General features: G+C 64.5%; 13 protein-coding genes and 2 tRNA genes. 14 read left to right on the forward strand and 1 reads right to left on the reverse strand.

Going from position 1 to position 17,851, the window contains the following annotated elements; translation table 11 throughout:
- Positions 1-29: 29 nt before the first annotated feature.
- The 11 genes from EOE66_RS04185 to rpoC all read left to right on the forward strand — a co-directional run bounded on the left by EOE66_RS04185 (position 30) and on the right by rpoC (position 13,801).
- Positions 30-104 (forward strand) — tRNA-Thr (locus tag EOE66_RS04185).
- Positions 105-147: 43 nt separating this feature from the next.
- A complete protein-coding gene (gene tuf / locus EOE66_RS04190) occupies positions 148-1,338 on the forward strand; it encodes an elongation factor Tu (RefSeq protein WP_128227390.1) in 1,191 nt (396 codons plus the stop codon).
- 10 nt (positions 1,339-1,348) lie between these two features.
- Positions 1,349-1,424 (forward strand) — tRNA-Trp (locus EOE66_RS04195).
- Positions 1,425-1,542: 118 nt separating this feature from the next.
- The gene (secE, locus tag EOE66_RS04200; RefSeq protein ID WP_128227391.1) at positions 1,543-1,929 is read left to right on the forward strand and encodes a preprotein translocase subunit SecE; all 387 of its coding nucleotides are present in this window, start codon (positions 1,543-1,545) and stop codon (positions 1,927-1,929) included.
- A gap of 10 nt (positions 1,930-1,939) precedes the next feature.
- A complete protein-coding gene (gene nusG / locus EOE66_RS04205; protein WP_128227392.1) occupies positions 1,940-2,518 on the forward strand; it encodes a transcription termination/antitermination protein NusG in 579 nt (192 codons plus the stop codon).
- Positions 2,519-2,637: 119 nt separating this feature from the next.
- Positions 2,638-3,072, forward strand: a complete 435-nt coding sequence (gene rplK / locus EOE66_RS04210; protein ID WP_054140037.1) for a 50S ribosomal protein L11 — start codon at positions 2,638-2,640, stop codon at positions 3,070-3,072.
- A gap of 2 nt (positions 3,073-3,074) precedes the next feature.
- On the forward strand, positions 3,075-3,779 hold the full coding sequence (gene rplA, locus EOE66_RS04215) for a 50S ribosomal protein L1 (RefSeq protein WP_054140038.1): 705 nt from the start codon (positions 3,075-3,077) through the stop codon (positions 3,777-3,779).
- Between the two features lie 283 nt (positions 3,780-4,062).
- Complete coding sequence (gene rplJ / locus EOE66_RS04220) at positions 4,063-4,590, forward strand: 50S ribosomal protein L10 (RefSeq protein WP_054140039.1); 528 nt, start codon at positions 4,063-4,065, stop codon at positions 4,588-4,590.
- Between the two features lie 44 nt (positions 4,591-4,634).
- Positions 4,635-5,012 carry a 50S ribosomal protein L7/L12 gene (gene rplL / locus EOE66_RS04225; RefSeq protein ID WP_128227393.1) on the forward strand — a complete coding sequence of 126 codons (378 nt, stop codon included), beginning with the start codon at positions 4,635-4,637 and terminating at the stop codon, positions 5,010-5,012.
- 423 nt (positions 5,013-5,435) lie between these two features.
- Positions 5,436-9,557 carry a DNA-directed RNA polymerase subunit beta gene (rpoB, locus tag EOE66_RS04230; protein WP_128227394.1) on the forward strand — a complete coding sequence of 1,374 codons (4,122 nt, stop codon included), beginning with the start codon at positions 5,436-5,438 and terminating at the stop codon, positions 9,555-9,557.
- A gap of 11 nt (positions 9,558-9,568) precedes the next feature.
- Positions 9,569-13,801: a DNA-directed RNA polymerase subunit beta' gene (rpoC, locus tag EOE66_RS04235; protein WP_128227395.1), complete on the forward strand. Its 4,233-nt coding sequence runs from the start codon at positions 9,569-9,571 to the stop codon at positions 13,799-13,801.
- A 101-nt stretch (positions 13,802-13,902) separates the two neighbouring features.
- Here rpoC and EOE66_RS04240 read toward each other — a convergent pair whose 3' ends face one another.
- Positions 13,903-14,340 carry a putative toxin-antitoxin system toxin component, PIN family gene (locus EOE66_RS04240; protein WP_245478888.1) on the reverse strand — a complete coding sequence of 146 codons (438 nt, stop codon included), beginning with the start codon at positions 14,338-14,340 and terminating at the stop codon, positions 13,903-13,905.
- Between the two features lie 268 nt (positions 14,341-14,608).
- On the opposite strand from EOE66_RS04240, the gene rpsL reads away from it, so the two are divergent.
- The 3 genes from rpsL (at position 14,609) to fusA (ending at position 17,768) form a co-directional block, all read left to right on the forward strand.
- Positions 14,609-14,986, forward strand: a complete 378-nt coding sequence (rpsL, locus tag EOE66_RS04245) for a 30S ribosomal protein S12 (protein WP_054140043.1) — start codon at positions 14,609-14,611, stop codon at positions 14,984-14,986.
- A 128-nt stretch (positions 14,987-15,114) separates the two neighbouring features.
- The gene (rpsG, locus tag EOE66_RS04250) at positions 15,115-15,585 is read left to right on the forward strand and encodes a 30S ribosomal protein S7 (RefSeq protein ID WP_054140044.1); all 471 of its coding nucleotides are present in this window, start codon (positions 15,115-15,117) and stop codon (positions 15,583-15,585) included.
- A gap of 80 nt (positions 15,586-15,665) precedes the next feature.
- Positions 15,666-17,768: an elongation factor G gene (fusA, locus tag EOE66_RS04255; protein ID WP_128227397.1), complete on the forward strand. Its 2,103-nt coding sequence runs from the start codon at positions 15,666-15,668 to the stop codon at positions 17,766-17,768.
- Positions 17,769-17,851 lie beyond the last annotated feature (83 nt).

The following is a 17,851-nucleotide window of genomic DNA, read 5'->3' on the forward strand; positions in this document are numbered from 1 at the left end:
AGCGCCGTCGCCCGCAGGCCCTTGACGATGCCCATGTGGCTCAGTGGTAGAGCACTCCCTTGGTAAGGGAGAGGTCGCGGGTCCGATTCCCGCCATGGGCACCACTTCTTCTTCGATCCCACTTGTCTTAGCCAGGAGCGCAAGGAAATGGCAAAAGGTAAATTTGAACGCACGAAGCCGCACGTGAACGTGGGCACGATTGGTCACGTGGACCATGGCAAGACGACGCTGACGGCGGCGATCACGACGATTCTGGCGAAGAAGTTCGGTGGCGAGGCCAAGGCCTACGACCAGATCGACGCGGCGCCGGAAGAGAAGGCGCGCGGCATCACGATCAACACCGCGCACGTCGAGTACGAGACGGCCAACCGTCACTACGCGCACGTGGATTGCCCGGGTCACGCTGACTACGTGAAGAACATGATCACGGGTGCCGCCCAGATGGACGGCGCGATCCTGGTGTGCTCGGCCGCTGACGGCCCGATGCCCCAGACGCGCGAGCACATCCTGCTGGCCCGCCAGGTGGGCGTGCCTTACATCATCGTGTTCCTGAACAAGTGCGACATGGTGGACGACGCCGAGCTGCTGGAGCTCGTCGAGATGGAAGTGCGCGAGCTGCTGAGCAAGTACGACTTCCCTGGTGACGACACCCCCATCGTCAAGGGCAGCGCCAAGCTGGCCATGGAAGGCGACACGGGTGATCTGGGCGAGCAGGCGATCATGCGCCTGGCCGACGCGCTGGACAGCTACATCCCCACGCCGGAGCGGGCGGTGGACGGCACCTTCCTGATGCCGGTGGAAGACGTGTTCTCGATCTCGGGCCGCGGCACCGTGGTGACCGGTCGCGTGGAGCGCGGGATCATCAAGGTCGGCGAGGAAATCGAGATCGTCGGCATCAAGGCCACGCAGAAGACCACCTGCACGGGCGTGGAGATGTTCCGCAAGCTGCTGGACCAGGGCCAGGCGGGCGACAACGTCGGCATCCTGCTGCGCGGCACCAAGCGCGAAGACGTGGAGCGCGGCCAGGTGCTGTGCAAGCCCGGTTCGGTGAAGCCGCACACGCACTTCACGGCCGAGATCTACGTGCTGAGCAAGGAAGAGGGCGGTCGTCACACGCCGTTCTTCAACAACTACCGCCCGCAGTTCTACTTCCGCACGACGGACGTGACGGGTGCAGTTGAGCTGCCGAAGGACAAGGAGATGGTGATGCCTGGCGACAACGTCAGCATCACGGTGAAGCTGATCAACCCGATCGCGATGGAAGAAGGCCTGCGCTTCGCCATCCGTGAAGGCGGCCGCACCGTCGGCGCCGGCGTCGTGGCCAAGATCATCGAGTGAGTTTTTCCGCAGGGGTGTAGCTCAATTGGTAGAGCGCCGGTTTCCAAAACCGAAGGTCGGGGGTTCGATTCCCTCCGCCCCTGCCACCTGGTAGCCCCGAGTGGCCTTTCACAGCCGGCCCGCAGCACTTTTCGGTGCTGCGGGCCTTGCGTCTGAATCCGCCGAAGGGCGCCGTCGCTGACCGCGACCTACACGCTGGAACCCATGTCCACCCAACCCCAAGTCGAAACCGTCTCCACGGGCGCTGACAAGGCCAAGCTGGCCGGTGCGGCGCTGCTCGTGCTGGCTTCGATCGTGGCCTTCTACTACCTCGGCAAACAAGACCTGTGGGTGCGCGTCGTCGCCCTGCTGGCCCTGCTGGGGGCGGCCGTGGCGCTGTTTTTCACCTCCGAATCGGGCAAGCAGCTCATCGCCTTCGGCGCCGATTCGGTGCGCGAGACCAAGAAGGTCGTCTGGCCCACCCGCAAGGAAGCCATGCAGATGACCGGCTACGTCTTCGCCTTCGTGGTGGTGATGGCCTTGTTCATGTGGCTCACCGACAAGACGCTCGAGTGGGCGATCTTCGACCTGATCCTGGGTTGGCGCAGCTGAGGCACACACGATGACCGAACAAGTTGACACCGGCGCCGCGCCGGCCGCTGCCCCCTCCACCAAGCGCTGGTACATCGTCCACGCCTACTCGGGCATGGAAAAGGCCGTCGAGCGCAACCTGCGCGAGCGCATCGACCGCGCCGGCATGCAGGACAAGTTCGGCCGCATCCTCGTGCCCACCGAAGAAGTGGTGGAACTGAAGAACGGCAAGAAGAGCGTCACCGAGCGCCGCATCTACCCGGGCTACGTGCTCGTGGAGATGGACATGGCCGACGACACCTGGCACCTGGTGAAGCACACCAGCAAGGTCACCGGTTTCATCGGTGGCGCGCGCAACCGCCCAGCCCCGATCTCTGAAGCCGAGGTCGCCAAGATCGTCAACCAGATGCAAGAGGGCGTGGACAAGCCGCGCCCAAAGGTCGAGTGGACGGTGGGCGAACTGGTGCGTGTGAAGGAAGGTCCGTTCACCGACTTCAACGGCGCCGTCGAAGACGTGAACTACGAGAAGAGCAAGGTCAAGGTCTCGGTCACCATCTTCGGCCGCGCCACCGGCGTCGAGCTCGACTTCGCGCAGGTCGAGAAGATCTGAGTTTTTTCAACGCAGGCGTGCCCGACCCGGCGCCTGCGTTTCGTTCGTTGGTCCGGGTCGTTTGACGAGGAGCTGCACGCGGCATTTGCCCGGCGGCGTTTGAACTCGAGGAGCCATTCATGGCAAAGAAGATCGTCGGCTTCATCAAGCTGCAAGTACCGGCCGGCAAGGCCAACCCCTCGCCCCCCATCGGCCCTGCCTTGGGCCAGCGCGGCCTGAACATCATGGAGTTCTGCAAGGCGTTCAACGCCCAGACCCAGCAAGGCTTCGAGATCGGCATGAAGCTGCCCGTGGTCATCACGGCCTTCGCCGACAAGAGCTTCACCTTCATCATCAAGTCGCCCCCGGCGACCGCGCTGCTGAAGAAGGCCGCCGGCATCACCAAGGGTTCGGGCAAGGCCCACCTCGACAAGGTTGGCAAGGTCACGCGCCAGCAGCTCGAAGAGATCGCCAAGATCAAGATGAAGGATCTGAACGCCGCTGACATGGACGGCGCGGTCAAGATCATCGCGGGCTCGGCCCGTTCGATCGGCCTGATCGTCGAAGGAGTCTGAACATGGCCAAGCTCACCAAGAAAGCCAAGGCCCTGCAGGGCAAGGTCGACAGCCTGAAGCTGTACCCGCTGGAAGCGGCGCTGAGCCTCGTGAAGGAACACGCCACCGCCAAGTTCGATGAATCCATCGACGTGGCCGTGCAGCTGGGCGTGGACGCCAAGAAGTCCGACCAGGTGGTGCGTGGCGCCGTCGTGATGCCCGCCGGCACCGGCAAGACCAAGCGCGTGGCCGTGTTCGCCCAGGGCGCCAAGGCCGAAGAAGCCAAGGCCGCCGGCGCCGACATCGTCGGCATGGACGACCTGGCCGCCGAGATCAAGGCCGGCAAGATGGACTTCGACGTCGTCATCGCCAGCCCCGACACGATGCGCATCGTCGGTACCCTGGGTCAGGTGCTGGGCCCGCGCGGCCTGATGCCGAACCCGAAAGTCGGTACCGTCACGCCCGACGTGGCCCAGGCCGTGCGCAACGCCAAGGCCGGCCAGGTGCAGTTCCGTGTCGACAAGGCCGGCATCATCCACGGCACCATCGGCCGCCGCTCGTTCGACGACGGCAAGCTGACGGAAAACCTGCGTGCGCTGATCGACGCCCTGAACAAGGCCAAGCCGGCCAGCAGCAAGGGTGTCTACCTGCGCAAGGTAGCCGTGTCTTCGACCATGGGCGTGGGCGTTCGCGTCGACACCTCGTCGATCAACGCCGCTGCGGCCTGATCGAACTTGAATGAAGGCGGCGCGCGAGTCTGGCGCGCTGCTGTATGAATTGGTGGGCCGCTGGCAGTTCGCTGCTGGTGGGCCATCCAAGACCGCTGGTGGGTGAAGCGCGCAAGCGCCAGCCCGTAATCGAGAGCAAGGCCGAAAGGCGCTGCTCGAAGCCAGCGCAGATGGCGGTCCCGCTGCAAAGGTTCTCTGAGAGGGGTTCCCGAACAGCAAGGCTGCTGAATCCGGGTGTGCCTGCGCCGCGAGGCAAGGGCACGTTTTGTGTGAGGAACAGACCTTGAGTCTCAATAAAAGCGAGAAGGCTGCCGTGGTCACGGAGGTGTCGGCGCAAGCCGCACGTTCGCAGACGCTGGCGTTGGCCGAGTACCGTGGCCTCACCGTGGAAAGCCTGAACAAGCTGCGCGTCGATGCGCGGTCCAAGGGTGTGTACCTTCACGTGCTGAAGAACACCCTGGCCCGTCGCGCCGTTGCCGGCACCCCGTTCGAGGTGGCCCAGGGTGCCATGGTCGGTCCGCTGATCTACGGCTTTTCCGAAGATGCCGTGGCCGCGGCGAAAGTCATCAGTGACTTCGCCAAGACCAACGACAAGCTCGTCATCAAGGGCGGCGCCTACGCCGGCAAGGCACTCACGGTCGACGGCGTCAAAGCCCTGGCCGCGATCCCGAGCCGCGAAGTGCTGATCGCCCAGGTGGCCGGCCTGCTGAAGTCGCCGATCCAGCGCATGGCTGGCGTGCTGGCTGCAGTGGCCGAAAAGCGCGGTGGCGGTGCAACGGCGGAAGCCGAAGCCGCAGCGCCCGCAGCTTGATCCAGCATCCCCCTTTCAGAATCAATCGTTTCGAGGAACCCCAAATGGCATTCGATAAAGACGCTTTCCTGTCCGCCATGGACAGCATGTCGGTGATGGAACTCAATGACCTGGTCAAGGCCATTGAAGAGAAGTTCGGCGTGTCCGCCGCAGCCATGGCCGCCCCGGCCGCTGGTGGCGGTGGCGCTGCTGCCCCGGCCGCTGAAGAGAAGACCGAATTCAACGTGATCCTTCTGGACGCTGGCGCCCAGAAGGTCTCGGTCATCAAGGCCGTGCGCGAACTGACGGGCCTGGGCCTGAAGGAAGCCAAGGACCTGGTGGACGGCGCTCCGAAGCCCGTCAAGGAAGCCATCCCCAAGGCCGACGCCGAAGCCGCTCTGAAGAAGCTGGTGGACGCTGGCGCCAAGGCCGAGATCAAGTAAGTCCAACGGGCGAGTCTCGCGAGAGACTCGCCCCATTCGCTGTTCGAGAACAGCGAACGAAGTCCATCAAGGACTGCCGCGGAACCGGCTTCGCCGGGCCGCAGGCAGAGCCCCCTCGGGGGGTGGCGAGGACGCCGGCGCAGCCGGCCCCGCAGCCTGGGGGCTTCGTTCAGTGTTCTCTGATCCGACTGCAGAGAACGGGTTTGGTCGGACTGAGGTGCAATGCCTCGGTTGTCCGCCAGCGACGGGTAGTGGCCCGTCACCAGACCTCGGGCGCAAGGCCCGAGTCGGCGAGAGTCTTCGGAGAGAACCTGCCTCTTGACTGAGGCGGGGCCGCGCAGGCGGACACCGGGGGCTCGAGCCAGCCAGTCGCCGCAGATCGCATGCCTAGGCCAGGTGTGCGTTCTCGACACGGAGAGTTCAATGGCGCAAGCAACCCCCTACACCTACACCGAGCGGAAGCGCATTCGCAAGAGCTTCGGCAAGCGTGAGAGTGTCCTCAAGGTTCCCTATCTTCTGACCATGCAGAGCGACAGTTATGTCGCCTTCCTGCAGAAGGATGTTCCGCCCCAGAAACGCAAGCCCGAGGGCCTGCAGGCGGCCTTCCTCTCCGCCTTCCCCATCGTCTCCCACAACAGCTTTGTGGAGATGAAGTTCATCGAATACAACATCGCGAAGCCGCCCTTCGACGTTCGCGAATGCCAGCAGCGCGGCCTGACCTACGCCGCCGCCGTGCGTGCGAAGCTGCAGATGATCATCTACGACCGCGAGAGCCATCCGCAGCGCGTCGTGAAAGAAATCAAGGAGCAAGAGGTCTACATGGGCGAAGTGCCCCTGATGACCGACTACGGTTCCTTCATCGTCAACGGCACCGAGCGCGTGATCGTGTCGCAGCTGCACCGCAGCCCCGGCGTGTTCTTCGAGCACGACAAGGGCAAGACGCACAGCAGCGGCAAGCTGCTGTTCAGCGCGCGCATCATCCCCTACCGCGGCAGCTGGCTCGACTTCGAGTTCGACCCGAAGGACATCCTGTACTTCCGTGTCGACCGCCGCCGCAAGATGCCGGTGACCATCCTGCTGAAGGCCATCGGCCTGACGCCGGAAACCATCCTGGCCCACTTCTTCCAGAACGACAACTTCCGCCTGATGGACTCGGGCGCGCAGATGGAGTTCGTGGCCGATCGCCTGAAGGGCGAAGTGGCGCGCTTCGACCTGACCGACAAGAACGGCAACGTCGTCGTCGAGAAGGACAAGCGCATCACCGCTCGCCACGTGCGCCAGCTGGAACAGGCCGGCACGGGTTTCGTGAGCGTGCCGGAAGACTTCCTGGTCGGCCGCGTCATCAGCAAGAACATGGTGGATGGCGACACCGGTGAGATCGTGGCCAAGGCCAACGAAGAGGTCACCGAAGCGCTGCTGAAGAAGCTGCGCGCCGCCGGCATCAAGGACATCCAGTGCATCTACACGAACGAGCTCAACCAGGGCGCGTTCATCAGCCAGACGCTGGCCTCTGACGAGACCACCGACCAGCTGGCCGCGCGCGTGGCCATCTACCGCATGATGCGCCCCGGCGAGCCGCCGACCGAAGACGCCGTGGAAGCCCTCTTCCACCGCCTGTTCTACAGCGAGGACACCTACGACCTCAGCCGTGTCGGCCGCATGAAGTTCAACGCCCGCGTGGGCCGCGACACGCCCGAAGGCAAGATGACGCTGAGCAATGACGACATCCTCGATGTCGTCAAGATCCTGGTGGATCTGCGCAACGGCAATGGCGATGTCGACGACATCGACCACCTGGGCAACCGCCGCGTGCGTTGCGTGGGCGAACTCGCCGAGAACCAGTACCGCAGCGGCCTGGCGCGCATCGAGAAGGCCGTGAAGGAGCGTCTGGGCCAGGCCGAGACCGAAGCCCTGATGCCGCACGACCTGATCAACTCCAAGCCGATCAGCGCGGCGCTGAAGGAGTTCTTCGGTGCGAGCCAGCTCTCGCAGTTCATGGACCAGACCAACCCGCTGTCCGAGATCACGCACAAGCGTCGCGTCTCGGCCCTGGGCCCGGGCGGTCTGACCCGCGAGCGTGCCGGCTTCGAAGTGCGCGACGTGCACCCCACGCACTACGGCCGTGTCTGCCCGATCGAGACGCCGGAAGGCCCGAACATCGGCCTGATCAACTCGCTCTCTCTCTTCGCCCAACTGAACGAGTACGGTTTCCTGGAGACGCCCTACCGTCGCGTGGTCGATGGCAAGGTGACGGACCAGATCGACTACCTGTCGGCCATCGAAGAAGGCAAGTACGTCATCGCCCAGGCCAACGCCGGCCTGGACGCCGACGGGAAGCTGATCGACGAACTGGTCAGCGCCCGTGAAAAGGGCGAGTCGGTGCTGCTGAGCCCCGAGCGTGTGCAGTACATGGACGTGGCGCCGGCGCAGATCGTGTCGGTGGCCGCCTCGCTCGTGCCCTTCCTGGAGCACGACGACGCCAACCGCGCACTGATGGGCGCCAACATGCAGCGCCAGGCCGTGCCGACGCTGCGCCCCGAGAAGGCCCTGGTGGGCACCGGCGTCGAGCGCGTCGCCGCGGTCGACTCGGGCACCGTGGTCACGGCCCGCCGCGGTGGCGTGGTCGACTACGTCGACACCAACCGCATCGTGATCCGCGTGAACGACGCGGAAACGGTGGCCGGTGAGGTGGGCGTGGACATCTACAACCTCATCAAGTACCAGCGTTCCAACCAGAACACCAACATCCACCAGCGCGCCATCGTCAAGCGTGGCGACCTGGTCGGTGCCGGTGACGTGGTGGCCGACGGCGCGTCGACGGACCTGGGCGAACTCGCCCTGGGCCAGAACATGCTGGTCGCCTTCATGCCCTGGAACGGCTACAACTTCGAGGACTCGATCCTCATCAGCGAACGTGTCGTCGCCGAAGACCGCTACACCTCGATCCACATCGAGGAACTGGTGGTCATGGCCCGCGACACCAAGCTGGGCTCCGAAGAAATCACGCGCGACATCCCGAACCTGAGCGAGCAGCAACTGGCCCGCCTGGACGAGAGCGGCATCGTCTACATCGGCGCCGAGGTGAACCCCGGCGACGTGCTGGTGGGCAAGGTCACGCCGAAGGGCGAGACCACGCTGACGCCGGAAGAGAAGCTGCTGCGCGCCATCTTCGGCGAGAAGGCTTCCGACGTGAAGGACACCTCGCTGCGCGTCGACCAGGGCACGCAGGGCACCGTCATCGACGTGCAGGTCTTCACCCGCGAAGGCATCGTGCGCGACAAGCGCGCCCAGCAGATCATCGACGACGAGCTCAAGCGCTTCCGCCTCGACCTGAACGACCAGCTGCGCATCGTGGAGGCCGACGCCTTCGACCGTATCGCCAAGCTGCTCAACGGCAAGGTGGCCAACGGCGGTCCGAACAAGATCGCCAAGGGCACGGCCATCACCAAGGACTACCTGGCCTCGGTGGAGAAGTACCACTGGTTCGACATCCGCCCGGCGGAAGACGACGTCGCCAACCAGCTGGAAAGCATCAAGAACAGCCTCGACCAGACGCGCCACAGCTTCGACCTCGCGTTCGAAGAGAAGCGCAAGAAGCTCACCCAGGGCGACGAGCTGCCCGCGGGCGTGCTGAAGATGGTGAAGGTGTACCTGGCCGTCAAGCGCCGCCTGCAGCCGGGCGACAAGATGGCCGGCCGCCACGGCAACAAGGGTGTGGTCTCGAAGATCACCGCCGTGGAAGACATGCCTTACATGGCCGACGGCACGCCGGTGGACATCGTGCTGAACCCGCTGGGTGTGCCTTCGCGCATGAACGTGGGCCAGGTGCTGGAAGTGCACCTGGGCTGGGCCGGCAAGGGCATCGGCCAGCGCATCGGCAACATGCTGCAAGAGCAGGCCAAGGTGGCCGAGATCCGCAAGTTCCTGGACGAGCTCTACAACAAGAGCGGCGGCAAGGGCGAGCACCTCGACGACCTGAGCGACGAGCAAGTGCTCGAGATGGCCGGCAACCTGCAGCACGGCGTGCCCTTCGCCACCCCGGTGTTCGACGGTGCCGCGGAAGAAGAGATCCGCGCCATGCTGAAGCTGGCCTATCCGGACGACATCGCCGCCAAGAAGGGCCTGACCGCCACGCGCACCCAGGCCATCCTGAGTGACGGCCGCACCGGTGAAGCCTTCGAGCGCCCGGTGACCGTGGGCTACATGCACGTGCTGAAGCTGCACCACCTGGTGGACGACAAGATGCATGCCCGCTCGACCGGCCCGTACTCGCTCGTCACCCAGCAGCCGCTGGGCGGCAAGGCGCAGTTCGGCGGCCAGCGTTTCGGCGAGATGGAAGTGTGGGCGCTGGAAGCCTACGGCGCTTCGTACATCCTGCAGGAAATGCTGACGGTGAAGTCCGACGACGTGAACGGCCGTACCAAGGTGTACGAGAGCATCGTCAAGGGCGAACACGCCATCGAAGCCGGCATGCCGGAATCCTTCAATGTGTTGGTCAAGGAAATCCGCTCCTTGGGCATCGACATTGAACTCGAACGCAATTAAGGAGCCGACGCATGAAGGGACTACTCGACCTTTTCAAGCAATTCACCCCTGATGAGCATTTCGATGCCATCAAGATCGGACTGGCTTCTCCTGAGAAGATCCGTTCCTGGTCTTTCGGCGAGGTGAAGAAGCCCGAGACCATCAACTACCGCACCTTCAAGCCCGAGCGCGACGGCCTGTTCTGCGCCAAGATCTTTGGCCCGATCAAGGACTACGAGTGCCTGTGCGGCAAGTACAAGCGCCTGAAGCACCGTGGCGTGATCTGCGAGAAGTGCGGCGTTGAAGTCACGCAGACCAAGGTGCGCCGCGAGCGCATGGGTCACATCGACCTGGCCGCGCCCTGCGCGCACATCTGGTTCCTGAAGTCGCTGCCGTCGCGTCTGGGCCTGGTGCTCGACATGACCCTGCGCGACATCGAGCGCGTGCTGTACTTCGAAGCGTATGTCGTCGTCGACCCCGGCATGACCCCGCTGAAGAAGTTCAGCATCATGAGCGAGGACGATTTCGAGGCCAAGCACGCCGAATTCGGTGACGAGTTCGTCGCGCTGATGGGCGCCGAGGGCATCAAGAAGCTGCTCGAGGAAATGGACATCGATGCGGAGATCGACAAGATCCGCAACGACATGACCGGCTCCGAGCTGAAGATCAAGAAGAACTCCAAGCGCCTGAAGGTGCTGGAAGCCTTCAAGAAGAGCGGCATCCGTCCCCATTGGATGGTGATGGAAGTGCTGCCGGTGCTGCCGCCCGACCTGCGCCCGCTGGTGCCGCTGGACGGTGGCCGCTTTGCGACCTCTGACCTCAACGACCTCTACCGCCGCGTCATCAACCGCAACAACCGCCTGGCGCGGCTGCTGGAGCTGAAGGCGCCGGAAATCATCGTGCGCAACGAAAAGCGCATGCTGCAAGAGGCCGTGGACAGCCTGCTGGACAACGGCCGCCGCGGCAAGGCGATGACGGGCGCGAACAAGCGCGCGCTGAAGTCGCTGGCCGACATGATCAAGGGCAAGAGCGGCCGCTTCCGCCAGAACCTGCTGGGCAAGCGCGTCGACTACTCGGGCCGTTCGGTCATCGTGGTCGGCCCGACGCTCAAGCTGCACCAGTGCGGCCTGCCCAAGCTGATGGCCATCGAGCTGTTCAAGCCTTTCATCTTCTCGCGCCTGGAGGCGATGGGCATCGCCACCACCATCAAGGCGGCGAAGAAGGAAGTCGAGAGCGGCACGCCGGTGGTGTGGGACATCCTGGAAGAGGTGATCAAAGAGCACCCGATCCTGCTGAACCGCGCGCCGACGCTGCACCGCCTGGGCATCCAGGCTTTCGAGCCGGTGCTGATCGAAGGCAAGGCCATCCAGTTGCACCCGCTGGTGTGCTCGGCCTTCAACGCCGACTTCGACGGTGACCAGATGGCCGTTCACGTGCCGCTGAGCATCGAAGCGCAGATGGAAGCCCGCACGCTGATGCTGGCCTCCAACAACGTGCTGTTCCCGGCCAACGGCGAACCGTCGATCGTGCCTTCGCAAGACGTGGTGCTGGGCCTGTACTACGCCACCCGCGAACGCATCAACGGCAAGGGCGAGGGCATGGTCTTCATGGACATGCAGGAGCTCCAGCGCGCACTCGACAACGGCGTGGTGGAGATCACCGCCAAGATCGCCGTGCGCATGGTCGAGTGGCACAAGGACGCCGCCACCGGCGAGTTCGTGCCCGAGACCAAGCTGGTGGACACGACCGTCGGCCGTGCGCTGCTGAGCGAGATCCTGCCCAAGGGCCTGCCCTTCAGCAACATCAACAAGGCGCTGAAGAAGAAGGAGATCAGCAAGCTGATCAACGCCAGCTTCCGCAAGTGCGGCCTGAAGGAAACCGTCGTCTTCGCAGACAAGCTGCTGCAGAACGGCTTCCGCCTGGCCACGCGCGCCGGCATCTCGATCGCCATCGACGACATGCTGGTGCCGAAGGAGAAGCCGGGCCTGATCGAGCGCGCCGAGAAGGAAGTCAAGGAGATCGAGCAGCAGTACGTCTCGGGCCTGGTGACTGCGGGCGAGCGCTACAACAAGGTCGTGGACATCTGGGGCAAGACCGGCGACGAAGTCGGCAAGGTCATGATGAGCCAGCTGTCCAAGCAGAAGGTGCAAGACCGCCACGGCAAGGAAGTCGACCAGGAGTCCTTCAACTCCATCTACATGATGGCCGACTCGGGCGCGCGCGGTTCTGCTGCGCAGATCCGCCAGCTGGCCGGCATGCGCGGCCTGATGGCCAAGCCTGACGGCAGCATCATCGAGACGCCCATCACGGCCAACTTCCGCGAAGGCCTGAACGTTCTGCAGTACTTCATCTCCACCCACGGTGCCCGCAAGGGCCTGGCGGACACGGCGCTGAAGACCGCGAACTCGGGCTACCTCACGCGCCGCCTGGTGGACGTGACGCAAGACCTGGTGGTGACGGAAGTCGACTGCGGCACGCAGAACGGCATGAACCGCCGCGCGCTGGTGGAGGGTGGTGAAGTCATCGAAAGCCTGCGCGACCGCATCCTCGGCCGCGTGACGGCCACCGAGGTGCTGCACCCAGAGACGCAGGAGCTGATGGTCGCCGCCGGCACGATGCTGGACGAAGACCTCATCGACACCCTGGAAGCCGCGGGCGTGGACGAAGTGAAGGTGCGCACGGCCCTGACCTGCGACACGCGCTTCGGCATCTGCGCCAAGTGCTACGGCCGCGACCTGGGCCGTGGTGGCCTGGTGAACGTGGGTGAGGCCATCGGCGTGATCGCGGCGCAGTCCATCGGTGAACCCGGCACGCAGCTGACGATGCGCACCTTCCACATCGGTGGTGCGGCATCGCGTGCGGCCGTGGCCAGCAGCGTGGACGCCAAGAGCGAAGGCCTGATCGGCTTCAACGCCACGATGCGCTACGTCACCAACGCCAACGGCACCCTGGTGGTGATCTCGCGTTCGGGCGAAATCGTCATCAGCGACCCGCACGGCCGCGAGCGCGAGCGTCACAAGCTGCCTTACGGCGCGACGCTGAACGTCAAGCCCGACCAGCACGTGAAGGCCGGCACCGTGCTGGCCAACTGGGACCCGCTGACCCGCCCCATCATCACGGAATTCGCCGGCAAGGCGAAGTTCGAGAACGTGGAAGAGGGTGTCACCGTCGCCAAGCAGGTGGACGAAGTGACGGGTCTGAGCACGCTGGTCGTGATCGACCCGAAGCGCCGCGGCGCCGCCAAGGTGGTGCGCCCGCAGGTCAAGCTGCTGGACGCCGCAGGCGTGGAAGTGAAGATCCCCGGCACCGACCACGCCGTGACCATCGGCTTCCCGGTGGGCGCCCTGATCCAGGTGCGCGACGGCCAGGACCTGGGCCCCGGCGAAGTGCTGGCGCGCATCCCGATGGAAGGCCAGAAGACGCGCGACATCACCGGCGGTCTGCCGCGGGTGGCCGAGCTCTTCGAAGCGCGCAGCCCGAAGGACGTGGGTACGCTGGCCGAGATCACCGGCACCATCAGCTTCGGCAAGGAGACCAAGGGCAAGAACCGCCTGCAGATCACCAGCCCCGAAGGCCAGGTGCACGAAGAGCTGGTCGCCAAGGAAAAGAACATCCTGGTGCACGAAGGCCAGGTGGTCAACCGCGGCGAACTGGTGGTCGACGGCAGCGCAGACCCGCAGGACATCCTGCGCCTGCTGGGCATCGAGGAACTGGCGCGCTACATCGTCGACGAGGTGCAGGACGTCTACCGTCTGCAAGGCGTGAAGATCAACGACAAGCACATCGAGGTGATCGTTCGCCAGATGCTGCGCCGCGTGCAGATCGTCAACGCCGGCGATTCGTCGTACATCAACGGCGAGCAGGTGGAACGCAGCGAGCTGCTCAACACCAACGAGCGCCTGCGTGCCGAAGGCAAGGTGCCGGCCACGCACGCCGACGTGCTGCTGGGCATCACCAAGGCGTCGCTGTCGACCGACAGCTTCATCTCGGCGGCGTCCTTCCAGGAAACCACCCGCGTGCTCACCGAAGCTGCCATCATGGGCAAGCGCGACGAGCTGCGTGGCCTGAAGGAAAACGTGATCGTCGGCCGCCTGATCCCTGCAGGCACCGGCATGGCCTTCCACGAAGCCCGCAAGGCCAAGGAAGCCATGGACGAGAGCGAGCGTCGCGCCATTGCGCTGCAGGAAGCTGAAGAGCTGGCGGCGGTGCAGATGGCCGGTGTCGATGCCGCCACGGCAGCGGCCGCTGGCGACAGCACCGAGTGAGCGACTGAAGCCTGAGGGTGGGCCGGCGCAGCCGGTTCACCACTGAGCTGAGAAGGCGGCCTGCGGGCCGCCTTTTTCTTGGGCGCAGCCCGGCGGCGGGTTCAGGGCACGGCGGGCAACACCCATGCTTGCGGGCGCAGGATGGTCAGCCCCAGCGGCCGCGCCCTGCGCGCCAGCTTCAGCAGCGCGCGGTCGTGCGTGAGCAACCAGGTCGCACGGTGCGCGAGCGCGAGTTCGAGGAAGACCTGGTCGTCGGGGTCGCTGCAGCGCAAGGGCAGGGGTGCCGGCGGCGGCACGGCGTGCAGCTGGGCGTGCTGGTCGAAAGATGCGAGCACGCGCTCACTGTCGGGCTTCCACTTCACCAGCGTGCGGTAGCCCAGTGTGCGGGCCAGCTCATCGCGCATCGCCGGGCAGGCGAGCCACTGCACTTGCCCTTGCTCCACCGCCGCGGCCAGGGCCGCGACCGCGGGCTCGCGAAAGACCAGCCAGTCGAGCACGGTGTTGGTATCGAGCACCACCGCGGCGCGCGGGGCGGACAAACTCTCGCTCAGATCGAGCCCCTGACTTGCTGCTGAAGGCGCGGCCGAATATACTAGAAGGCTTTTCGGCAGACTTTGCTGCGTTCAGCCCTGGGAGCTTGCTCCTGCTCTGGTGCCCATCCACAGGGGGCCAGGGTTCAAAGAAGGCGGCGCACGCCGGGCCCACCCTTGCGAATGCGTGCTGCGGCAACCGCCCGGCATCCTTGCACTTGAAGCCCACGCTCCACCGAAAAGATTGCGTAGCTTCAAACGGGAACAAGTTACTTTTATGCCAACCATCAATCAGCTCGTGCGCCACGGCCGTCAGGTCGAAGTCACGAAGTCCAAGTCGCCTGCGATGCAGAACAGCCCGCAGCGCCGGGGTGTCTGCACCCGCGTCTACACCACCACTCCCAAGAAGCCGAACTCGGCCTTGCGGAAGGTCGCCAAGGTGCGCCTGACCAACGGTTTCGAGATCATCAGCTACATCGGCGGTGAGGGCCACAACCTGCAAGAGCACAGCGTCGTGCTCGTGCGCGGCGGCCGTGTGAAGGACCTGCCCGGTGTGCGTTACCACATCGTGCGCGGTTCGCTGGACCTGCAAGGCGTCAAGGATCGCAAGCAGTCGCGCTCCAAGTACGGCGCGAAGCGTCCCAAGAAGGCCTGATCGGCCGAACCATTGCGGCCGGCTCTTCCCTGTGTGGGTGAGCGGCCGAGTAAGTGAAGGGCCCTGATGGCCTTTCGCGGCGGGCGCCAGCAGCGCCGGCCAACTGAAACGATAGAAGGAAGACTCCCATGCCACGTCGTCGCGAAGTACCCAAGCGCGAGATCCTGCCTGACCCGAAGTTCGGCTCGGTCGATCTGTCCAAGTTCATGAACGTCATCATGGAATCGGGCAAGAAGGCCATCGCCGAGCGCATCATCTACGGTGCGCTCGAGCAGGTTGAAACCAAGGCCAACAAGGACCCCCTCGAGGTCTTCATGGTTGCGCTGAACAACATCAAGCCGATGGTCGAAGTGAAGTCCCGCCGTGTCGGCGGTGCGAACTACCAAGTTCCCGTGGAAGTTCGCCCCGTTCGCCGGCAGGCCCTGGCCATGCGCTGGTTGAAGGAAAGCGCGCGCAAGCGCGGTGAGAAGAGCATGGCCGCGCGTCTGGCCAACGAACTGCTCGAGGCCAGCGAAGGCCGCGGCGGTGCCGTGAAGAAGCGCGACGAAGTCCACCGCATGGCCGAAGCGAACAAGGCGTTCTCGCACTTCCGCTTCTAAGCACAGCACGACGTAGCCCACCGGCCGCCTTTGCGGGTTAGCACTAACCCGCAGGCGGCCCCTGCATTTGGAGATAGACCATGGCCCGCAAGACCCCCATCGAGCGCTACCGCAACATCGGTATCAGCGCGCACATCGATGCCGGCAAGACCACCACGACCGAGCGCATCCTGTACTACACGGGTGTGAACCACAAGATCGGTGAAGTGCACGATGGCGCCGCCACGATGGACTGGATGGAGCAGGAGCAGGAGCGCGGCATCACGATCACGTCGGCTGCCACCACCTGCTTCTGGAAGGGCATGGACCTGTCCTATCCGGAGCACCGCTTCAACATCATCGACACGCCCGGACACGTCGACTTCACCATCGAAGTCGAGCGTTCGATGCGCGTGCTCGACGGAGCCTGCATGGTGTACTGCGCCGTGGGTGGCGTGCAGCCTCAGTCGGAAACCGTCTGGCGCCAGGCCAACAAGTACAAGGTGCCGCGCCTCGCGTTCGTCAACAAGATGGACCGCACGGGTGCGAACTTCTTCAAGGTCTACGACCAGATGAAGACGCGCCTGAAGGCCAACCCCGTGCCCGTGGTGGTGCCCATCGGCTCTGAAGAAAACTTCAAGGGCGTGGTCGACCTGTTCAAGATGAAAGCCATCATCTGGGACGAGGCCAGCCAGGGCATGAAGTTCGAGTACCACGACATCCCCGCCGAGCTGGTGGAAGAGTCGAACAAGTGGCGCGAGCAGATGGTCGAGGCCGCTGCCGAGGCCAGCGAAGAGCTGATGAACAAGTACCTGGAAACGGGTGAGCTGACCGAGGCCGAGATCAAGCACGGCCTGCGCACGCGCACGATCAGCACCGAGATCCAGCCGATGCTCTGCGGCACCGCCTTCAAGAACAAGGGCGTGCAGCGCATGCTGGACGCCGTGATCGACTTCCTGCCTTCGCCTGCGGACATCCCGCCGGTGCCCGGCACCGACGAAGACGACAAGCCGGTCACCCGTGCCCGTACCGACGAAGAGAAGTTCTCGGCGCTGGCCTTCAAGCTGATGACCGACCCGTACGTCGGCCAGTTGACCTTCGTGCGCGTCTACTCGGGCGTGCTGAAGAGCGGCGACTCGGTCTTCAACCCGATCCGCGGCAAGAAGGAGCGCATCGGCCGTATCCTGCAGATGCACGCCAACCAGCGTGAAGAAATCAAGGAAATTCTGGCCGGCGACATCGCCGCCTGCGTGGGCCTGAAGGACGTCACCACGGGCGAAACCCTGTGCGACCCGGACAGCATCATCACGCTGGAAAAGATGATCTTCCCGGAGCCGGTGATCAGCCAGGCTGTCGAGCCCAAGACCAAGGCCGACCAGGAAAAGATGGGCATCGCGCTGGGCCGTCTGGCCGCCGAAGACCCGTCCTTCCGCATGCGCACCGACGAAGAGAGTGGCCAGACCATCATTTCCGGCATGGGCGAGCTGCACCTGGAAATCATCGTCGACCGCATGAAGCGCGAGTTTGGCGTGGAAGCCAACGTTGGCAAGCCGCAGGTGGCCTACCGCGAAACCATCCGCAAGGCCGTGGCCGATGTGGAAGGCAAGTTCGTGCGCCAGTCGGGCGGCAAGGGCCAGTACGGCCACGTCGTGCTGAAGGTCGAGCCGCAAGAGCCGGGCAAGGGCTTCGAGTTCGTCGACGCCATCAAGGGTGGTGTGGTGCCGCGTGAATTCATTCCCGCGGTGCAGAAGGGCATCGAAGAAACGCTGCCCAACGGCGTGCTGGCCGGCTACCCGGTGGTGGACGTGAAGGTCACGCTGACCTTCGGTTCGTACCACGAGGTGGACTCGAACGAAAACGCCTTCAAGATGGCCGCTTCGATGGGCTTCAAGGACGGCTGCCGCAAGGCCCAGCCGGTGATCCTGGAGCCGATGATGGCCGTGGAAGTGGAAACGCCGGAAGACTACGCCGGCGGCGTGATGGGCGACCTGTCCAGCCGTCGCGGCATGGTGCAGGGCATGGACGACATGCCTGGCGGTGGCAAGGTGATCCGCGCCGAAGTGCCGCTGTCGGAAATGTTCGGCTACAGCACGACGTTGCGCTCGATGAGCCAGGGCCGCGCGACGTACACGATGGAGTTCAAGCACTACAGCGAAGCTCCGAAGAACGTCGCCGACGCCATCATCACCGCACGCGGCAAGTAAACATTCAGCTGGTCTTCGGAGGCTTGGCGCACGCTGCCAGTGGCGTGCGGTTCAGCAGGCCTCCGGAAACCTAAAACCAAAAC

The organism is Rubrivivax rivuli, assembly GCF_004016505.1.
Taxonomy (GTDB): domain Bacteria; phylum Pseudomonadota; class Gammaproteobacteria; order Burkholderiales; family Burkholderiaceae_C; genus Rubrivivax; species Rubrivivax rivuli.

Excerpts from the sequence above, each read along its gene's own strand:
- rpoB (WP_128227394.1), top strand. The coding sequence starts at position 5,436 with ATGGCGCAAGCAACCCCCTACACCTACACCGAGCGGAAGCGCATTCGC.
- rplK (WP_054140037.1), top strand. The coding sequence starts at position 2,638 with ATGGCAAAGAAGATCGTCGGCTTCATCAAGCTGCAAGTACCGGCCGGC.
- rpoC (WP_128227395.1), top strand. The coding sequence starts at position 9,569 with ATGAAGGGACTACTCGACCTTTTCAAGCAATTCACCCCTGATGAGCAT.
- rplL (WP_128227393.1), top strand. The coding sequence starts at position 4,635 with ATGGCATTCGATAAAGACGCTTTCCTGTCCGCCATGGACAGCATGTCG.
- rpsL (WP_054140043.1), top strand. The coding sequence starts at position 14,609 with ATGCCAACCATCAATCAGCTCGTGCGCCACGGCCGTCAGGTCGAAGTC.
- rpsG (WP_054140044.1), top strand. The coding sequence starts at position 15,115 with ATGCCACGTCGTCGCGAAGTACCCAAGCGCGAGATCCTGCCTGACCCG.
- tuf (WP_128227390.1), top strand. The coding sequence starts at position 148 with ATGGCAAAAGGTAAATTTGAACGCACGAAGCCGCACGTGAACGTGGGC.
- nusG (WP_128227392.1), top strand. The coding sequence starts at position 1,940 with ATGACCGAACAAGTTGACACCGGCGCCGCGCCGGCCGCTGCCCCCTCC.
- secE (WP_128227391.1), top strand. The coding sequence starts at position 1,543 with ATGTCCACCCAACCCCAAGTCGAAACCGTCTCCACGGGCGCTGACAAG.
- rplA (WP_054140038.1), top strand. The coding sequence starts at position 3,075 with ATGGCCAAGCTCACCAAGAAAGCCAAGGCCCTGCAGGGCAAGGTCGAC.
- fusA (WP_128227397.1), top strand. The coding sequence starts at position 15,666 with ATGGCCCGCAAGACCCCCATCGAGCGCTACCGCAACATCGGTATCAGC.